Annotated in this window: 19 protein-coding genes; 14 read left to right on the top strand and 5 right to left on the bottom strand. The window is 71.1% G+C overall.

Features of this window, described 5'->3' with window-relative positions; all coding sequences use genetic code 11:
* Positions 1-19: 19 nt before the first annotated feature.
* Positions 20-571 carry a Uma2 family endonuclease gene (locus AB0O48_RS12925; RefSeq protein WP_357242733.1) on the bottom strand — a complete coding sequence of 184 codons (552 nt, stop codon included), beginning with the start codon at positions 569-571 and terminating at the stop codon, positions 20-22.
* Between the two features lie 183 nt (positions 572-754).
* Here AB0O48_RS12925 and AB0O48_RS12930 point away from each other — a divergent pair, with 183 nt between their 5' ends.
* Positions 755-1,432 carry a response regulator transcription factor gene (locus tag AB0O48_RS12930; protein WP_357242736.1) on the top strand — a complete coding sequence of 226 codons (678 nt, stop codon included), beginning with the start codon at positions 755-757 and terminating at the stop codon, positions 1,430-1,432.
* A gap of 68 nt (positions 1,433-1,500) precedes the next feature.
* Positions 1,501-2,502 carry a HAMP domain-containing sensor histidine kinase gene (locus AB0O48_RS12935; RefSeq protein WP_357244030.1) on the top strand — a complete coding sequence of 334 codons (1,002 nt, stop codon included), beginning with the start codon at positions 1,501-1,503 and terminating at the stop codon, positions 2,500-2,502.
* A 91-nt stretch (positions 2,503-2,593) separates the two neighbouring features.
* Here the strand turns inward: AB0O48_RS12935 and AB0O48_RS12940 are convergent, their stop codons facing one another.
* A complete protein-coding gene (locus AB0O48_RS12940) occupies positions 2,594-3,136 on the bottom strand; it encodes a hypothetical protein (RefSeq protein ID WP_357242740.1) in 543 nt (180 codons plus the stop codon).
* A gap of 52 nt (positions 3,137-3,188) precedes the next feature.
* On the opposite strand from AB0O48_RS12940, the gene AB0O48_RS12945 reads away from it, so the two are divergent.
* The 3 genes from AB0O48_RS12945 to AB0O48_RS12955 are packed head-to-tail and all read left to right on the top strand — an operon-like array spanning position 3,189 to position 6,520.
* Positions 3,189-4,421, top strand: a complete 1,233-nt coding sequence (locus AB0O48_RS12945) for a DUF4173 domain-containing protein (RefSeq protein WP_357571564.1) — start codon at positions 3,189-3,191, stop codon at positions 4,419-4,421.
* Positions 4,422-4,465: 44 nt separating this feature from the next.
* On the top strand, positions 4,466-4,879 hold the full coding sequence (locus AB0O48_RS12950; RefSeq protein ID WP_357242746.1) for a hypothetical protein: 414 nt from the start codon (positions 4,466-4,468) through the stop codon (positions 4,877-4,879).
* Entirely contained in the window at positions 4,880-6,520 is a 1,641-nt protein-coding gene (locus AB0O48_RS12955; RefSeq protein ID WP_357571565.1) for a cation acetate symporter, read from the top strand. It begins immediately after the preceding gene.
* 25 nt (positions 6,521-6,545) lie between these two features.
* Here AB0O48_RS12955 and AB0O48_RS12960 read toward each other — a convergent pair whose 3' ends face one another.
* Both AB0O48_RS12960 and AB0O48_RS12965 read right to left on the bottom strand, forming a co-directional pair.
* Positions 6,546-6,899: a hypothetical protein gene (locus AB0O48_RS12960; RefSeq protein ID WP_357242752.1), complete on the bottom strand. Its 354-nt coding sequence runs from the start codon at positions 6,897-6,899 to the stop codon at positions 6,546-6,548.
* On the bottom strand, positions 6,896-7,357 hold the full coding sequence (locus AB0O48_RS12965) for a hypothetical protein (RefSeq protein WP_357244033.1): 462 nt from the start codon (positions 7,355-7,357) through the stop codon (positions 6,896-6,898). Before AB0O48_RS12965 ends, AB0O48_RS12960 begins: the two co-directional genes overlap by 4 nt.
* A 121-nt stretch (positions 7,358-7,478) precedes the next feature.
* Between AB0O48_RS12965 and AB0O48_RS12970 the strand changes: the two genes are divergently transcribed.
* Both AB0O48_RS12970 and AB0O48_RS12975 read left to right on the top strand, forming a co-directional pair.
* On the top strand, positions 7,479-8,243 hold the full coding sequence (locus AB0O48_RS12970; RefSeq protein ID WP_357242754.1) for an ABC transporter ATP-binding protein: 765 nt from the start codon (positions 7,479-7,481) through the stop codon (positions 8,241-8,243).
* Positions 8,228-9,931, top strand: coding sequence for an ABC transporter permease (locus tag AB0O48_RS12975; protein WP_365065334.1), 1,704 nt, complete (start codon positions 8,228-8,230; stop codon positions 9,929-9,931). Before AB0O48_RS12970 ends, AB0O48_RS12975 begins: the two co-directional genes overlap by 16 nt.
* An 11-nt stretch (positions 9,932-9,942) precedes the next feature.
* On the opposite strand, the gene AB0O48_RS12980 is transcribed toward AB0O48_RS12975, so the two are convergent.
* Positions 9,943-10,692 (bottom strand): GntR family transcriptional regulator, encoded by a 750-nt coding sequence (locus AB0O48_RS12980; protein WP_365065337.1) that lies wholly within the window; start codon positions 10,690-10,692, stop codon positions 9,943-9,945.
* A gap of 226 nt (positions 10,693-10,918) precedes the next feature.
* Between AB0O48_RS12980 and AB0O48_RS12985 the strand changes: the two genes are divergently transcribed.
* The 7 genes from AB0O48_RS12985 (at position 10,919) to AB0O48_RS13015 (ending at position 17,137) form a co-directional block, all read left to right on the top strand.
* A complete protein-coding gene (locus AB0O48_RS12985) occupies positions 10,919-11,086 on the top strand; it encodes a hypothetical protein (RefSeq protein ID WP_365065340.1) in 168 nt (55 codons plus the stop codon).
* Positions 11,087-11,088: 2 nt separating this feature from the next.
* Positions 11,089-11,409 carry a hypothetical protein gene (locus AB0O48_RS12990; RefSeq protein WP_365065343.1) on the top strand — a complete coding sequence of 107 codons (321 nt, stop codon included), beginning with the start codon at positions 11,089-11,091 and terminating at the stop codon, positions 11,407-11,409.
* A 402-nt stretch (positions 11,410-11,811) separates the two neighbouring features.
* Positions 11,812-12,564 (top strand): flavin reductase family protein, encoded by a 753-nt coding sequence (locus AB0O48_RS12995; protein WP_365065880.1) that lies wholly within the window; start codon positions 11,812-11,814, stop codon positions 12,562-12,564.
* Positions 12,565-12,738: 174 nt separating this feature from the next.
* Positions 12,739-13,104: a DUF485 domain-containing protein gene (locus AB0O48_RS13000; RefSeq protein WP_088950720.1), complete on the top strand. Its 366-nt coding sequence runs from the start codon at positions 12,739-12,741 to the stop codon at positions 13,102-13,104.
* Positions 13,082-14,773, top strand: a complete 1,692-nt coding sequence (locus AB0O48_RS13005) for a cation acetate symporter (RefSeq protein ID WP_357242765.1) — start codon at positions 13,082-13,084, stop codon at positions 14,771-14,773. The genes AB0O48_RS13000 and AB0O48_RS13005 overlap by 23 nt, the downstream gene beginning before the upstream one ends.
* An 84-nt stretch (positions 14,774-14,857) precedes the next feature.
* A complete protein-coding gene (locus AB0O48_RS13010) occupies positions 14,858-15,835 on the top strand; it encodes an NAD-dependent epimerase/dehydratase family protein (RefSeq protein ID WP_365065347.1) in 978 nt (325 codons plus the stop codon).
* 75 nt (positions 15,836-15,910) lie between these two features.
* On the top strand, positions 15,911-17,137 hold the full coding sequence (locus AB0O48_RS13015) for an LCP family protein (RefSeq protein ID WP_357242771.1): 1,227 nt from the start codon (positions 15,911-15,913) through the stop codon (positions 17,135-17,137).
* Positions 17,138-17,327 lie beyond the last annotated feature (190 nt).

The following is a 17,327-nucleotide window of genomic DNA, read 5'->3' on the forward strand; positions in this document are numbered from 1 at the left end:
CGGCCCCGTTTCGCGTCGGTCAGAAGATGTCGGCCAGCGGCAGGGCGAGGGGGAACGGCTGCTCGGTGCGGTAGACCTCGTCGACCGGGAGAACGGCCTGCTCGCGGTAACCACCCGCGCCGTTCGCCAGCACGGTCAGAGTCTGCTTACGGGGCTCGACCAGCCAGTAGAGGGGAATGCCGACGGCCGCGTACTCGTGACGTTTGAGCACCAGGTCTCGGCCCGCGTTGCTCGGTGAGATCACCTCGACGACGAGGAGCACGTCGGCCGGGTCGAGCGCGGCACCGCCGCTGTCCAGTGCGCTCTCACCGGCGACGAAGAGATCCGGCACGAAGTACGACGAGCGCTTGGCACTGACACCGATGTCCTGACCGACGAGCACACCGGCCGGGGCCTGCCGGTCGAGGATCCGGCGGAGGCGGTTGGCGACGGCGCCGTGGAAGACGTCCGCATGGGGGGACACGAGCAGACTCCCGTCGAAGATCTCATAGACCTGGTCGTCCTCGGGGAGGCTCTGGAGGTCGTCCACCGTCCAGGCGTCGCCCCAGCCGGGCCGGGCAGGGTTCGTCACCGTCACACCTCCTCTCTACCGGACCACCCTGACAGCTCATCCGGTTGTCCACAACGAGCCTCGGGAGTTCACCCACGCCAGCCGGCCCGAGGGCGGAGTTATCCACAGGCGTGAACGGTTCTCCACAGGTTGTTCACAACGCACCCCACTGATCTCCACGGCGGCTCCCTACAGTCGTCACCCATGAGGGAACGCCGGATACTGGTCGTCGAGGACGAACGAACCATCGCCGACTCCATCGCCGCCCGTCTGCGGGCCGAGGGTTTCGCGGTGCAGGTCGCGGGGGACGGACCCAGCGCCGTCGAGCGGTTCCGCACCGGCCAACCGGATCTCGTCGTCCTCGACGTGATGCTGCCCGGCTTCGACGGCCTGGAGGTGTGCCGCCGGATCCAGGCCGACCGGCCGGTGCCGGTGCTGATGCTCACGGCCCGGGACGACGAGACCGACCTGCTGGTCGGGCTCGCGGTCGGGGCGGACGACTACCTCACCAAGCCCTTCTCGATGCGTGAGCTGGCCGCCCGGGTGCACGTCCTGCTGCGGCGGGTGGAGCGGGCCGCGGCACCGACGCCGCCCGCGATCCACCTCGGCGACATCGAGATCAACGAGGCCGAGCGGCGGGTCCGCCGGAACGGCGCCGACGTGCACCTCACCCCCACGGAGTTCGACCTCCTCCTCCACCTCGCCGGGCGACCACGCACGGTGCTCCCCCGGGAACGGCTGCTCGCCGACGTGTGGGGATGGGCCGACGGGAGTGGCACCCGCACGGTGGACAGCCACATCAAGGCGCTGCGCCGCAAGCTCGGCGCCGACCTGATCCGGACCGTGCACGGCGTCGGGTACGCCCTGGAGGTGCCCGCGTGACCGGTCGGCTGCTGGACTGGCTGGAACGGGTGTTACCGCGTCCACTGGACCCGGTCCGCTCGATCAAGATGAAGCTCGGCGTGCTGCTGGTCGCCGCCTGGGCGGTGGCCATCGGTTACTTCTGGTACGGCATCGGTTGGCTCCCGCCCGGCACGGCGGTCACCAGCATCTGCATCGCCCTTGTCACCTCGCAGGTGCTCGCCCACGGGATGACCTCGCCGCTGCGCGAGATGACTGCGGCCGCCGGCGCGATGGCCCGTGGCGACTACACCCGGCGGGTACGCGCCACCTCCCGCGACGAGGTCGGCGAGCTGGCTCAGGCGTTCAACAAGATGGCCGAGGATCTGCACGCCGCGGACCAGCGCCGACGTGAGTTGATCGCCAACGTCTCGCACGAGCTGCGGACGCCGATCACGGCGTTGCAGGGCGTGCTGGAGAACATGGTGGACGGGGTGGCCGACCCCGAACCGGCGGCGCTGCGCTCGGCGCTGTCCCAGACCGAACGGCTCGGGCACCTCGTCGCCGACCTGCTCGACCTTTCCCGCCTCGACGCCGGTGTCGTGCCGCTGCGCCGGGTCCGCATCGACGTGGGAGATTTCCTCGACGAGGCGGTCGAGCACGCCACCGCCAGCGCGTCCGGAGCGGCGCTCGACGTGCGCTTCCAGCTCCGCGAGCTGCCGGCGCCGCTGACCGTCCACGCCGACCCGTGGCGGCTGCACCAGGTCTTCGCGAACCTGCTCGACAACGCGGCCCGGCACAGCCCACCCGGGGGCACGGTGCGGCTGAGCGCCGAGGAACACGCCGACCAGCTCCGCTTCGAGGTCAGCGACGAAGGCCAGGGCATCTCACCCGGCGAACGGTCCCGGGTCTTCGAACGGTTCACCCGCGGCGATCGGTCCGCCGGCGGCGGGACCGGGCTCGGCCTGGCCATCGCCCGCTGGGTCGTCGAACTGCACGGTGGTCGGATCGCCGTCCTCGACCCCGTCAAACCGCACCGGGTCGATCGGCCCGGCTGCCGCATCCAGGTCACCATCCCGAGCGACGGGCCACATCGGAAAGAGGTCGCATGACCAGCCCTGGCACCACCCCGGTTCCGGCCACCGGACCGCAGGTCCTCCCGCCACCGGTCCGACCGGGTCCGGCCGCCGCACCGGCCGCCGGTCAGCCCCAACCGTGGCCGGGTGCGCCGCCCGTACCCAGGCCACCGTCGGCGATCGTGCGGCGCTGGCCGGGGCCGTCCGGCTCCGTCCGTCCGCTGGTCCTGGCGGCGTTGACGGCGGCGGCGGTCGTCGGCGCGGCCACGCTCACGATGGTTCGTCCCGGCCTCGGCTGGCTGGTGGCCACGCTGGCCGGCACCGCCGCCCTGGTCACCGCCGCGGTCGTGCGCCCCAGGCCGTCGCCCCCGGCGGTGGGCGGCACCGCGCCGGCCGCGCCCAGCGCCGCAGCGGCCGGACCGACGACGCCTACCGCCGCCACGCCGGCACCGACCACCACCGGGCCGGCACGGCCAACTGGGAGCACGCCACCGCCGACCACCATGCCGGCGACCGCCACCACGCCGGCCGGACGCACGCCGCCGAGCACCACGCCAACGGCCACCGCGACCACGCCGACCAGGAGCACGCCGCCGAGCACCACGCCGGCCGCGACCGCGACCACGCCGGCACGGCCGACTGCGGGGACGGCCACCCGTCCCGGTGCCACGGGGGCACCGGGGCGGGCGGCACAGATCGCCTGGGCCGTCGCGACGATCGCGTTGGTCGCCGTCGGCACGGTCCGCGCGGCCGGCTGGCTCTTCGCGCTCTGCCTGGTCGCGGCCGCGGCAACCGGGACGTTCGCGGTGACCGGCGGGCGAAGCCCGCTCGGGATGCTGGTCGCCGCGACGCTGCCGCCGGCCGCGACCGTACGTGCCCTCCCCTGGGCGGTACGCGGACTGCACGACACCCGCCCGGCCGGGGCGGGGATCGGGCTCGGGCGCGTCCTGAAGAGCGTGGCGATCTCCGCCGGTCTGTTGCTGCTGTTCGGCCTGCTCTTCTCCTCCGCCGACGCGGTCTTCGCCGACCTGGTCACGGGTCTCCTGCCCGACATCTCGCTGGACGGTGTCGTCGGCTGGCTGCTGCGTCTGGCGCTGATCGGCGGTGGCCTGCTCGGTGCCGCGTACCTGGTCAGTCGCCCACCCGACCTGGAAGGTCTGCGGCCGGGGCCGGCCCGACCGGCCCACCGGCTGGAGTGGACCCTGCCGTTGGTGTTGCTCGACACGCTGTTCGCCGCGTTCGTGCTGGTCCAGCTCACGGTGTTCTTCGGCGGCGCGGGGCACGTGCTGCGGACGGCTGGGCTCACCTACGCCCAGTACGCCCGGGGCGGCTTCTGGCAGTTGCTCACCGTCACCGCACTCACCCTGCTGGTCATCGCGATCGCCGCCCGCCGGGCACCGAAGGCCACCCGGGCCGATCGACTGCTGGTCCGCGTACTGCTCGGCACGCTCGCCGCACTCAGCCTGGTGGTGGTCGCCTCGGCGCTCTACCGGATGCAGGTCTACACCGACGCGTACGGCGCCACCCGCCTGCGGCTCTTCGTGACGACAGTCGAACTCTGGCTCGGGGTGCTCTTCGTCCTGGTCGGGGTGGCGGTGGTGCGGCTGCGGGCGGCCTGGCTGCCCCGGTTGGTGGTCGGCACGGCGGTGCTGGCGCTGCTCGGGTTGGCCATGGTCAACCCGGACCGGTTGATCGCCGAACGGAACGTCGACAGGTACCTGGAGACCGGCCGGTTGGACGTCAGCTACCTGTCCGGGCTGTCGGCGGACGCCGTACCGGCCCTTACCCGGTTGCCCGAGCCGATGCGCGCGTGTGCGCTGGGGCAGATCGCCGCCGAGCTGCCTCGGGACGGGCTCTGGGCGACGAACCTCGGCCGGGAGAGGGCGCGCCGGGACCTTGCCACGATCCCGACGACCACCGGGGTGACGGACTGCCTCGTCGCGCGAGGCTGGTGAGCGCCACCGCTTGACAATCGCGCGCGGCGGGCAAGACTGCCGGGGTGGCCAAGCAACTCCCTGACGTGGGGTCGGGCAGTGCGGTACCGCCGCCCCGGCGGGCCCGGATCGTGCTGGCCGAGATCAGCCGGCAGGACACCCGTGCCGAGCGGACCCGCGCCGAACTGGCCCAGCAGACCCAGGTCGGCGAGGCGCTGGTCCGCGGGCTGGTCCGGGCGCAACTGGCGCTGGCGCTGCGGCTCTCGCTGGTGGTGGCCATCGGGTTGGGTGGGCTGCCCCTGCTGTTCGCCATCGCGCCCTCGCTGGGCCGGACCACCGTGGCCGACGTCAACCTGCCGTGGCTGCTGCTCGGGGTGGCCTCGTTCCCGTTCCTGATCGGGGTGGGCTGGGCGTACGTGCGGTTGGCCGAGCGCAACGAGCAGGACTTCACCGATCTGGTGCAGCGGCCGGAGCGCTGAGTGGGCAACGACTTCGTGGTCCCGGCCATCGTCGCGGTCACCCTGGTCACCGTCGGGATCGGCTTCTACGGGCTGCGGTTGGCCCGGACCACGTCGGACTTCCTGGTGGCGTCCCGGGCGATCAGCCCGACGTGGAACGCCGCCGCCATCGGCGGGGAGTACCTGTCGGCGGCGAGCTTCCTCGGCATCGCGGGTCTGGTCCTCAAGTACGGCGTGGACGTGCTCTGGTATCCGGTCGGTTTCGCCGCCGGCTACCTGGCCCTGCTGCTCTTCGTGGCGGCGCCGCTGCGCCGCTCCGGCGCGTTCACCCTGCCCGACTTCTGCGAGCTGCGGCTGGGGTCCCGTCGGCTGCGCATCCTGGCCACCGCGTTCGTGATCTTCATTGGTTGGCTGTACCTGGTGCCGCAACTCCAGGGCGCGGGGCTGACCCTGGCCACCGTCGCCGGCTCCCCGTACCCGGTCGGTGCCCTGCTGGTGGCCGCTGTGGTCACCGCCAACGTGGCGCTGGGCGGGATGCGGGCCATCACCTTCGTGCAGGCGTTCCAGTACTGGCTCAAGTTGACCGCGCTCGCCGTACCGGTGATCTTCCTGGCGTTGCAGTGGCAGGCCGACGGCCGTCCGGCGGTGACGCCGCCGGACGGGCCGACGTTCCGGACCGCGACCACCGTCGTGGTCGAGCACCGCGCGACCCTCACCCTGCCCGACGGTGACATCCGCGAGGTACGCCCCGGCGACGAGCTGACCTTCGCGGCCGGCGACCCGGTGCCGGACGTGTCCGGGGTGGCCACCGCCGCCAGCGACTGGCTGCTGCCCAGCGCCGCGGGCAACGACGACCGGGGACTGTTCGCCACGTACTCGCTGATCCTGGCCACGTTCCTGGGCACCATGGGCCTGCCGCACGTACTGGTCCGCTTCTACACCAACCCGGACGGCGCGGCGGCCCGCCGGACCACGCTTGTCGTGCTGGCCCTGGTCGGCGTCTTCTACCTGCTGCCCACCCTGTACGGGGTGCTCGGCCGGATCTACACGCCGCAGTTGCTGGTCAGCGGCCAGACCGACGCGGTGGTGGTGTTGCTGCCCGGTGCGGCCCTCGGCGACGGGGCAACCGGGCGAATGCTCGCCGCGCTGGTCTCGGCGGGCGCGTTCGCGGCCTTCCTCTCCACCTCGTCCGGGCTGCTGACGAGCGTCGCCGGGGTGATCTCGACGGACGTGCTCGGCCGGGGTTCGGTGCGCGGCTTCCGGTTGGCGACGGTGATCGCCGGAGCGGTGCCGACGCTGCTGGCGCTGCACGTGTCCGGACTGGACGTGTCACAGGTGGTCGGGCTGGCCTTCGCGGTCGCCGCGTCGAGCTTCTGCCCGCTGCTGGTGCTCGGCATCTGGTGGCGTGGGCTCACCGACGTGGGCGCCGCCGCCGGCGTGGTGGCGGGCGGTGGTGCGGCGATCGGGGCGGTGCTGGTCACCGTGCTCGGGCCGCCGCTGTCCGGCTGGCCGGGCACGCTCACCACCCAGCCGGCCGCCTGGACGGTGCCGCTGGCCTTCACCGTGATGGTCGTGGTGTCGATGGCCACCCGGCGGCGGGCACCGGCCGACGTCGCGGCCACCATGCTCCGCCTGCACACCCCCGAAACCGTCCGCCTCTAGGTGCCTGCGGCTGAGCCAATCCTGGTCAGTCGGTCGCCCTCGGGTGGCCCGTGCCGGCGTGCTTCACCCAGCAGGTGCGGGTGTCGTGGTCGGGGAGGTACCAGATGCGACCGCCTGCGGTGACTTCGTACTGCCACTGCGGCAGCGTCTTGCCGTTGTGGGCGGCGGTGGCGAGAGTGCCCTTGAGGGGGTGCTGCCGGCTCGTCGGTGGGGAGGGGCAGGGGTCGGATTCGATGGCGTCGAACGCAGCCCGAGTGTTGGCTGCGGCCTGGCGGCACAGGTCCTCCCAACCCTTGGCCGCATCGTTCGTGGCGAATCGCAGGAGGTAGCCGCCAGGACGGGGTGGCGGCGCAGCCCGGTCGCCACGCTTGGCGCTCACTCGCCGGTCGGGCGCGCTACCGGCCCGAAGTCGTCAGAGCTCGGCGCGGCCAGGATCCGGTGCAGGTCGGGATCGGCGTGGATCTCGGCGGTGTGCCGCCACTCGGTGAGCAGCTGCGACACCGCCGCGGTGTTGCCCACCGCGGCAGCCGCCTCCGCCGTAGCGACGAACTCGCTGGCCATCTGCTCGACGTCTTCCGGCGGCAGAAACCGCACCCACGGCAGCACGGTCGGCAGCGCCTCACGCACCAGGGTCGGGTCCCGGTGTACGACACTGGCCAGCAGCCGGGCCGTCAGGTCCACCACCTCGCCCTCGGCCGCCGCCCGGTCGGCAGACATCAGCACCAGATCAGGCGCATCGCGGCGGCGCAGCCGCACGGCGCGAGCACGAGAGAGCCGCTCCGCCGTCTCGACCGGCTGGCGTAGCAACTCCGAGAACGGTACGGACTCCGATGGCATGGACACGACATCAACACTACTTCAGAAGTTGGCGATTTACGGTGACATCCACCTGCAGGATGGTCGCTTATCCGCCTGCCGCTGGACGGCGAGACTGGCGATCGACGGATAACGTCAGCGCATGACTGTTGCGCACCCCGCGCTCGCACTGCGTGGCCTGGCCAAACGCTTCGACGGCACGATCGCGGTGGCCGGCGTCGACCTGGACGTCCCCGCCGGCTCCTTCTACGGCCTGCTCGGCCCGAACGGCGCCGGCAAGACCACCACCCTGTCGATGGCGGTCGGGCTGTTACGACCGGACGCCGGCTCGGCCTGGGTGCTCGGACACGACGTCTGGCAGGACCCGGTGACCGCCAAGCGGCTGCTCGGCGTGATGCCCGACGGGGTTCGCCTGTTCGACCGGCTGACCGGGGCGGAGCTGCTGGCGTACAACGGGTTGTTGCGGGGGATGGACCCGGCGGTGGTCGACCAGCGGGCCGCGGAGTTGCTTGACGTGTTGGCGCTCGGCGATGCCGGCCGCACCCTCGTGGTGGACTACTCGGCGGGCATGAAGAAGAAGATCGGCCTGGCCTGCGCGCTGCTGCACGGCCCTCGGGTGTTGGTGCTGGACGAGCCGTTCGAGGCGGTCGACCCGGTCTCCGCCGCGCTGATCCGGGACATCCTCACCCGTTACGCGAGCGGTGGCGGCACGGTGATCTTCTCCAGTCACGTGATGGAGGTCGTCGAGCGGCTCTGCTCGCACGTGGCCATCCTGGCCGGCGGCACCATCAAGCGGGTCGGCACACTGTCCGAGGTGCGCGGGGACCGCTCGTTGGAGCAGGTCTTCGTCGAGGTGGTCGGCGGCCGCACCGCGACCGGTGAGGAGCTGTCGTGGCTCTCCCAGTGAGCGCCACCGCCGAGCCGTCCGCGCCGGTGCGGCAGGTCTCGGCCCGGCACTTCGCGCGGCTCAAGCTGCGGGTGATGGGCAACAGTTTCCGGGGCCAGGGCTGGCGGATCGCCCTGTTCATCGGTGGTGCGGTGGTCGGGCTCTGGTTCGCCGTCAGCGGCTTCTTCCTCTTCGCCGCGCCCGGCCTGGCCGGTGACGGCACGTACGCGGTGCTCATCGCGGCGGCGGGCGGCGGGCTGCTGGTGCTCGGTTGGCTCCTCCTACCGCTTGTCTTCTTCGGGGTGGACGAAACCCTGGACCCGGCCCGGTTCGCGCTGCTGCCACTGCCCCGCCGGACGTTGGTGACCGGCCTGTTCGTCGCGGCCCTGATCAGCGTGCCGGTGCTGGCGGTGCTTATCGCGTCGTTCGGGCTGGTGCTCACCGCCCTGTCCCTGGGCGGTTGGTCGGCCGGGTTGGTCGCCGTCGTCGGCGCACTCGCCGGGCTACTGCTCTGCGTGGCCGCCAGTCGGGCGGTGACCAGCGCATTCGCCAGCATGTTGCGGTCCCGTCGGGTCCGCGACCTGGCGGCCGTGCTGCTGGCGGTGACCGCCGCGCTGCTCGGGCCGTTGCAGGTGTTCGGTCTCGCGGCGCTGCGCGAGGCGGACTGGGACCGGCTGAACGGGGTGGCGACGGTCATCGGCTGGACGCCGCTCGGGGCGCCGTGGACCGCAGGCATCGACGTGGCCCAGGGTCGGGTCTGGGCCGCACCGGTCAAGTTGCTGATCACGGGGGTGGCGATCGCTGCCCTGCTGCTCTGGTGGTCCCGGTCGCTGGAGTCGGCGATGGTGGGTGCGGTGAGCGCCGGCAAGGCGCCGGCGCGTCGCGCTGTCACCGGCGGCGCGGTCGAGCAACTGTTCCCCACGTTCGCCGGCTGGGCGCGGCGCGACCGGTTCGGTGCGCTGGTCGCCAGGGAGGCCCGCTACTGGTGGCGGGACGCCCGCCGCCGGGCCAACCTGATCACGATCGCGGTGGTCGGCATCTTCGTACCCGTGTTGATCAACGTGACGGGCGGGGACTTCGCGGGCGAGAGCGACGCGGGGTTGACCTCGGCTGCCGCCGACAGTTCACCGGTCGTGGTCACCATCTCCATGCTCCTCGTGGGCGTACTCGCCTCGGTCACCCTGGCCAACCAGTTCGGCTTCGACGGCAGCGCGTACGCGGCGAACGTGGTGGCCGGCGTGCCCGGCCGGGTGGAGCTGCGCGCCCGCATGGTGGCCTTCTCGCTGTACGTGCTGCCGATGCTGGGGTTCGTCGCGGTGGTGCTGTCGGCACTGCTCCGCCGACCGGAGTGGATCGGGCTCACCATCGGCGGCCTGGTCGCCACCTACGGTGCCGGGCTGGCGGTGAACAGCCTGATCTCGGTGCTCGGGGCGTACTCGCTGCCGGAGACGAGCAACCCGTTCGCGATGAACAGCGGTGCCGGCGTGGCAAAGGGGCTGCTCACCCTGGTGGCCATGCTCGCCTCGGTGGTCGCGGCGGTGCCGATGGTGGCCGCTGCGGCACTGCTCGGCGACGCCTGGCTCTGGCTGGCACTGCCGGTGGGGGCGGCGTACGGGTTGGGGGCGGCGCTGCTGGGCGCGTACCTGGCCGGCGACGTGCTGGACCGGCGTCAGCCGGAGTTGCTGGCCACGGTCACGCCGCGCCGTTAGCCGACGCGCCGTCAGTCCACCCGGATCCGGTAGACCAACTCGTACCGACCGCGCGGGAGCACGATGTCCGCCGTCTCGACCGGCACGCCAGCGGCGTAGTACGTCCGATTGATCTCGTACACGTCCGCTGGCCTGCCGGGCAGCCCCAGCGCTTCCGCCTCGGCGTCCGACGCGGGCCGGGAGTTGATTCGCTCCTCGAACTCGTCGACGTGCACTCCGATCGCGTCCATCCGGGCGACCACGCCGACCGCGGCTCCCGCCTCCGGCCATTCCACAGGTGTGTCACCGGTGACGCCCAGTGGCTCATACGACGTCGACAGCTGGATCGGTTCACCGTCGCTGAGGAACCGGTATGCCGTGCGCATCACCGGCGCTCCCGGCTCCACGCCTAGCCGCACCGCGATCAGGTCGTCAGCCAGGTCGTGGCGGCTGTCGTGCTCCCAGGTGGCCTGCTGACCCGCTCGGGCCGCGTCCCGGGCGAACGGCGATGTAGAGCCCGGGCCGCCGCGCATATCGCGGCCGTGAGCGTGTCGGGTCAGTCGCCGGGCGGCCCGGACGTAGACGCCCGACCCGGCTCGCCCCTCGACCAGTCCCTCACCCTTGAGCACGGCAATCGCCCACTTCGCGACGGTGCGGCTCACGGCGAAGCGATTCATGAGCGTGGTTTCGCTGGGAAGCTTCGCGCCGGCCGCCAGAGTGCCGGACTGGATCTCCGCGCGCAGCCCCGCTGCGATCGCCAAATAGGCGGGCGTCTTAGCCATGGGTAAACCTCCGGTCAGCCCACCCAGTCGATCACAGACAACCTGGTGTGCCAAGTTGCGCGAAACCCTTGCTCGACCAAACCTAGTGCACTAGCTTTCGGGTAGCTCCCCGCTGTCGATCAGCTCCGGTCAGCAACCACTGCTGGCGGTAGCGGGGAGTCCCAAACGCCGTGCAGTCGGCCAGCAGCTCGCCCCGCCGCGGCTTATCCACCCGGAAGGGATGTCGATGTGGCGCAACCTGATCATTTTTATCTCCCGCATGATCCGCCGACGGCGCGGGCTCTCCGCCAGCCAGGCATCGGACGCCGCCGACCGCTTGGCCGCTCACCAGCGACTGCTCGACCAGGCGCAGCGCCGATCGGCCGCGCACCGCTACGACGACAGGCCGGTCTGATCGTGGTCGAGGAACCCACCACCGTTCAGGCGGCCATGAAGAGCCGGTACGAGCAGGCCCTACGGGAAATCGCCGCGGTCGAAGCCCGTCTCGCGGACGAGCACGTGCCGCGCCGTCCCGAGTGGACATGCCAGTCGTGCGAGCCCGACACCTCCTGGCCGTGCGCCCCGGCCCAGGTACGCCTGGCCGAGCAGTACCGCAACGACCGAATCGGCCTGTCGATGCATGTGGGCAGCCTCTACTACGTTGCCGTCAACGAGCGCCCGGACGAGGACGCCGCCGAGCTGTACGAGCGGGTCGTCGGATGGATCCGTGAGCCGTAGCCCAGCACCCCGTTCGAGATGGAGCTGCTGGCCGGGCCACCCCGGTGATCCCCCGATCAGGGCGGCCCTCGTCCACCGGGAGGAGATCAGCCGTGTTCGGGCACATCCGGGGCAGGAACGGGACGCGGTGGTCGTACCAAAAGGCAAGCCGGCGGGACCGGCGGCGGTGCCGGGCACGGAAAACTCGGCGGGCGCGCCCGCTCGGCCGCCTGTGCCGGACGCTCGTCGCCAAGATCCGCGCAACATCAGGGTTGTTGGTGTCTCCCGCCGGTCGGAGGCAGCAACATCGGGGAAGTTGCTCGGATCTTGGCGTGGGCTCGACGCCGGCGGACCGCGCCGCAGCCGGTGGGCACGACCGCCGCGCCGGGGCGGAGCGCTGAGGTGACCCGGCGGCACCTGCCGATGCGCCCGCTCTGGCGGTGTCGCGGCTGCGGCGCGCCCTGGCCGTGCCAGCCGGCGCGGCTGACGCTGCTCGCCGAGTACCGGCACGACCGCGTGGCGCTGCTGATCTACCTCGGCTCCCTGATGACGGAGGCGGGTGATCAACTCGCCCAGCTCGGTGGCCGACCCAGCGACCTGCACGAGCGCTTCGTGGGCTGGGCGCGCGGTCGGGGCGGCACAATGTTTCACGTGAATCAAGAACCGGGCGCCGAGATCCATTCCACCGACCCGTTCGCGGTGCCGAGCGGGCAGCGGTCGCCGGTCCGCCGACTGCGCGGGCGCCTCGCCGCGCCGGTGACGCTCTGGACGGCGCCCGGCCCGGCCGGACTGACGGTGTCGTCCACGCTTGTCGCCGAGGGGGAACCGGACCGACTGCTCGGGCTGATCGACCCGGAGTCTGACCTCTGGGCGGCGGTGGACGAGGCGGGTCGGTTCGCGGTCACGCCGCTCGGCCCGCCGCACCGGCAGCTCGCGGACCGGTTCGCCGGCCTCTTCCCCGCTCCGGGCGGGCTGTTCGCCAGCGGTGCGTGGATCGACACGCCGTACGGGCCGGTGCCGGGGGACGCCGGCGGCTGGGCCGGATGCCGGCTGGACAACGCCCGGGAGTACGGCTGGGGCCTGCTGGTGGAGGCCACCATCGAGACGGTCGAGCTGACCGGGGAGGCGTCTCCGCTGCTGCACTACCGCGGTCGGTATCACGAGCTGCCGGCCTGAACGGACGCTCAACCCGACCGACCGGTCACCGTGGTGATCTGAGTCACTTGGCGCACGCAATCAACCGCTCGGCGCACTCGTCTACCGGCGTCGATCTCAGCCTTCCCTGTCGGGGAGCGCGCTCTTTACGGTGCGCGAAACTCCTCTGACGCCTGTGAAGGTGGTGATCCACAGATGTCCACGGACACACCCGCTCCGGCCGCTTCCCAGTCGGACAAGTACCTGGCCGTACAACGGTCGGACGAGTTCGCCGGGCTGCGGCGTGCGCTGCGCGGCTTCGTCTTCCCGATGACCGTCGCTTTCTTCCTGTGGTATGCGCTCTACGTCATTCTCTCCGCGTACGCCCGGGACTTCATGGGCACGAAGCTGTTCGGCAGCAACATCAACGTCGCGCTGGTCTTCGGCCTGCTCCAGTTCGTCTCCACGTTCCTGATCGCCTGGCTCTACTCCCGGTACGCGGACCGGAAGATCGACCCCATCGCGGACCGGATCCGCGCCGAGATCGGGGAGGTGACCCGTGAAGACGGTTCACGCGGTTGAGACGTTCCTCGCGGCCGAGGCGGGCAACCACACCGCCCGCAACCTGACCATCACGCTCTTCCTGGTCTTCGTCGCGGTGACCCTGGGCATCACCATCTGGGCCAGCCGGCAGACCAAGACGGCGACCGACTTCTACGCCGGCGGCCGGTCCTTCTCCGGCTTCCAGAACGGCATGGCGATCGGCGGCGACTACATGTCGGCCGCCTCGTTCCTCGGCATCGCCGGCATCATCGCGCTCTACGGCTACGACGGCTTCCTCTACTCGATCGGCTTCCTGGTCGCCTGGCTGGTGGCCCTGCTGCTGGTCGCGGAGCTGCTGCGGAACTCGGGCCGGTACACGATGGCGGACGTGCTGGCCTTCCGGATGCGTCAGCGTCCGGTGCGGACGGCGGCGGCGGTCTCCACCATCACGGTGTCGATCTTCTACCTGCTCGCGCAGATGGTGGGCGCCGGCGCGCTTGTCGCGTTGCTGCTCGGCATCAAGCCGGGGACGACCTTCCTCGGCATGGACGCGTCCACTGCGAAGATCGCCACCATCATCATGGTCGGTGCGCTGATGATCATCTACGTCACCGTGGGCGGCATGAAGGGCACCACCTACGTGCAGATCGTCAAGGCGTTCCTGCTCATGGGCGGCGCGCTGTTGATGACCATCCTGGTGCTGGCGAAGTTCAACTTCAACCTGTCGGCACTGCTGGGCCAGGCGGCCGAGGCATCCGGCAAGGGCGGCGCGTTCCTCGAACCCGGGTTGCGGTACGGCGTCGAGGTCGCCGGCAACTCGACACAGACCTTCTACAACAAGGTGGATCTGCTGTCCCTGGGTATCGCCCTGGTGCTCGGCACCGCCGGTCTGCCGCACATCCTGATCCGCTTCTACACGGTGCCGACCGCGAAGGCGGCCCGCAAGAGCGTGCTCTGGGCGATCGGCATCATCGGCACCTTCTACCTGCTCACCCTCGCCCTCGGCTTCGGTGCGGCGGCGCTGGTGGGCAGCCAGGCGATCACGGCGCAGGACAAGGCGGGCAACACCGCCGCGCCGCAGTTGGCCGAAGCGCTCGGCATCGACTTCTTCGGCGGCGAACTGGGAGGTGCGGCCCTGCTGGCGATCATCGCGGCGGTCGCCTTCGCCACCATTCTCGCGGTGGTCGCCGGGTTGACGCTGGCCTCGTCGTCCAGCCTGGCGCACGACTTCTACGCGAACGTGCTGAAGAAGGGTGAGACGTCGGAGCGGCAGGAGGTGCGGGTCGCCCGGATCTCCGCCCTGGTGATCGGCGCGATCTCCATCCTCCTGTCGATCTACGCGCAGAACCTCAACGTGGCGTTCCTGGTGGCGTTGGCCTTCGCGGTCGCCGCCTCGGGCAACCTGCCGGCGATCCTCTACAGCCTCTTCTGGCGGCGGTTCAACACCTCCGGCGCGGTGTGGGCGATCTACGGCGGTCTGCTCTCGGCCGTCCTGCTGGTGTTCTTCTCACCGGTGGTCTCCGGCGCGGCGACCTCGATGTTCCCGGATCACGACTGGCAGTGGTTCCCACTGTCCAACCCGGGCATCCTCTCCATCCCGTTCGGTTTCCTGTGCGGGTGGATCGGCACGGTCATCTCCAAGGAGCACGACGAGGACAAGTACGCGGAGCTGGAGGTGCGCGCCCTCACCGGCGCAGGCGCCCACTGATCCACGCACCGAGAGGTCCCCTGTTGACGCCACGCGTCGGCAGGGGGCCTCTCGCCGTAATCGGGGGTCGGTAGGCTGACCAGCATGAAGGTTGCTGAGCGCTTCGGTTCCGGTCATCGCGTTCTCGTCACCGGCGGTGCCGGTTTCGTCCCATCGCACCTGGTGGATGCGCTCATCGCCCGTGGGTGCACGGTGGTGGCGCTGGACAACTTCGTGACCGGCTCCAAGGAGAACGTCGCTCACCTGCTGGACCGGCCGACCTTCACGCTCGTCGAGGCGGACATCTCCGAGGGTCTGCCGACCCACCACCCGGCGCTGGCCGAGCGGTTCGACGCGATCCTGCACATGGCCTCGCCGGCCAGCCCCACCGACTTCGCCCTACTGCCGGTGGAGATCCTCCGCGTCGGCTCGGTGGGCACCCTGCACCTGCTGGAGCGCGCGGTCGCCGACGGCGCCCGGTTCCTGATGGCCTCCACCTCCGAGGCGTACGGGGACCCGAAGGAGCACCCGCAGCGCGAGACCTACTGGGGCAACGTCAACCCGATCGGCGTCCGCAGCGTCTACGACGAGGCGAAGCGCTTCTCCGAGGCCGCGACGATGGCGTACCACCGCTACCGCGGGCTCGACGGGGCCATCGTCCGGATCTTCAACACGTACGGCCCCCGGATGCGCCCGGACGACGGCCGCGCCATCCCCACCTTCATCTCGCAGGCGCTGCGCGGCGAGCCGATCACCGTGCACGGCACCGGCAACCAGACCCGGTCCATCTGCTTCGTCGAGGACCTGGTGCGGGGCATCCTGCTGCTGCTCGACTCGACCGAGACCGGACCGGTCAACTGCGGCACCGAGCACGAGATGTCCATGCGGCAACTCGCCGAGTTGATCGTGTCACTCTCCGACAGCACCTCGTCGGTGACCTACGTCACGCGCAGCTCGGACGACCCGGAGATGCGTCGGCCCGATCTCACGCTCGCCCGCGAGCTGCTCGGCTACGAGCCGACGGTGGCGCCCGAAGATGGCCTGCGACGCACGATCGCGTACTTCCGGGAGCGGCTGGGATAACCAGATCGTCGACGCCACCGGTCTCTGAGTGTCGGCTGAAGGCGGCGGTGGCTTGCGCTACGTACCCTGAGTGACATGTCTGCGACCTCGTCAGCCGGCGTCCCGCACCCGCACCTGCACCGCAGCGCCGGGCGCGCGTCGGTCCCCGGCCCCGACCGGGGCGCCTCCGGGCGCGCCCGTCCGACCGAGGCGCGCTTCTACCCGCCGTACGACGAGGAGCAGCCCAAGCCCGGCGGCCCGGTGGGGCCACGGGGACCCGGCGGGCCGGGCGGCCCCGGCGGTTCGGGGCGGCGTGGGCCGCGCCCCCGGTGGGGTCGGATCGCCCTCGTGTCCGGGGTCGCGGTGCTGGTGCTGGCGCTGCTCGGCAGCGTGGGCGCCTGGTTGTACGCCCGCAACCTCGACAACGACCTGGCCCGCACCGACCCGTTCGCGGAGATCACCGGCGGCCGTCCGGCCAAGACGGTGGATGGCGCGCTGAACATCCTGCTGGTCGGCAGCGACTCACGGGACCCGGACGCGCCGGTCGACAGCAAGAGCCAGTGGCGCGCCGACACGGTCATCGTGATGCACATCCCGGCCGACCACCAGGAGGCGTACCTGGTCTCCATCCCGCGTGACCTCTACGTGCCGATTCCGGAGAGCGCCGGTGCGGCCTGCGACTCCGGGCAGCGCGCGAAGATCAACGCCGCGTTCGCGTTCGGCGGGCTGCCGCTGGCGGTTCGCACCGTGGAGTGCTTCACCGACGTCCGGATCGACCACGTGATGGCGATCGACTTCGGCGGGTTCAAGGAGGTCACCGACGCCCTGGGCGGGGTGGACCTGAAGGTGGAGCGGACCATCACCTCGATCCACAAGCCGTACCGGACGTTCACCAAGGGCACCAACCACATGGACGGCGCGGAGGCGCTGGACTGGATCCGCCAGCGCAAGCAGTTCCCGGACGGGGACTTCGCCCGGATGCGGCACCAGCAGGAGTTCCTCCGCGCGCTGATGGACAAGGCGGCGAGCACCGGCACGCTGGCGAACCCGGGGAAGCTCAACAACTTCCTCAAGTCGGTGACCGCGGCCGTAACCGTCGACCAGGATTTCTCGGTTACTGATATGGCGTTGCAGTTCCGCAACCTGCGCGGCCAGAACCTCACCTTCGTGACCAGCCCGAACTCTGGCAGCGACACGATCAACGGCGAGTCGGTGGTGGTCTCGGACCGGGAGAAGGCGCTCGCGATGTACCGGGCCATGACCGCGGACACCATGGCGGACTGGGTCAAGGCCAACCCGCCGAAGGGCAGGGACGGCGGCTGACCGCACCCGGTCGGCCGGTGGTACGCCGGGCCGACCGTCACCCGCCGATCGGGTCATCGAGGCGCGCCGATCGACCTGATTCGTGTGAATCGGCGTCGGGATTGACCCAGGATGAACTCGCCAAGACGATTTGATGTACGTACAGTGGTGCCGCCCCCTCCTGATCACGAGCTGGAGCACGCATGCCGGT

This window comes from Micromonospora sp. NPDC085948, assembly GCF_040686315.1.
Taxonomy (GTDB): Bacteria; Actinomycetota; Actinomycetes; order Mycobacteriales; family Micromonosporaceae; genus Micromonospora.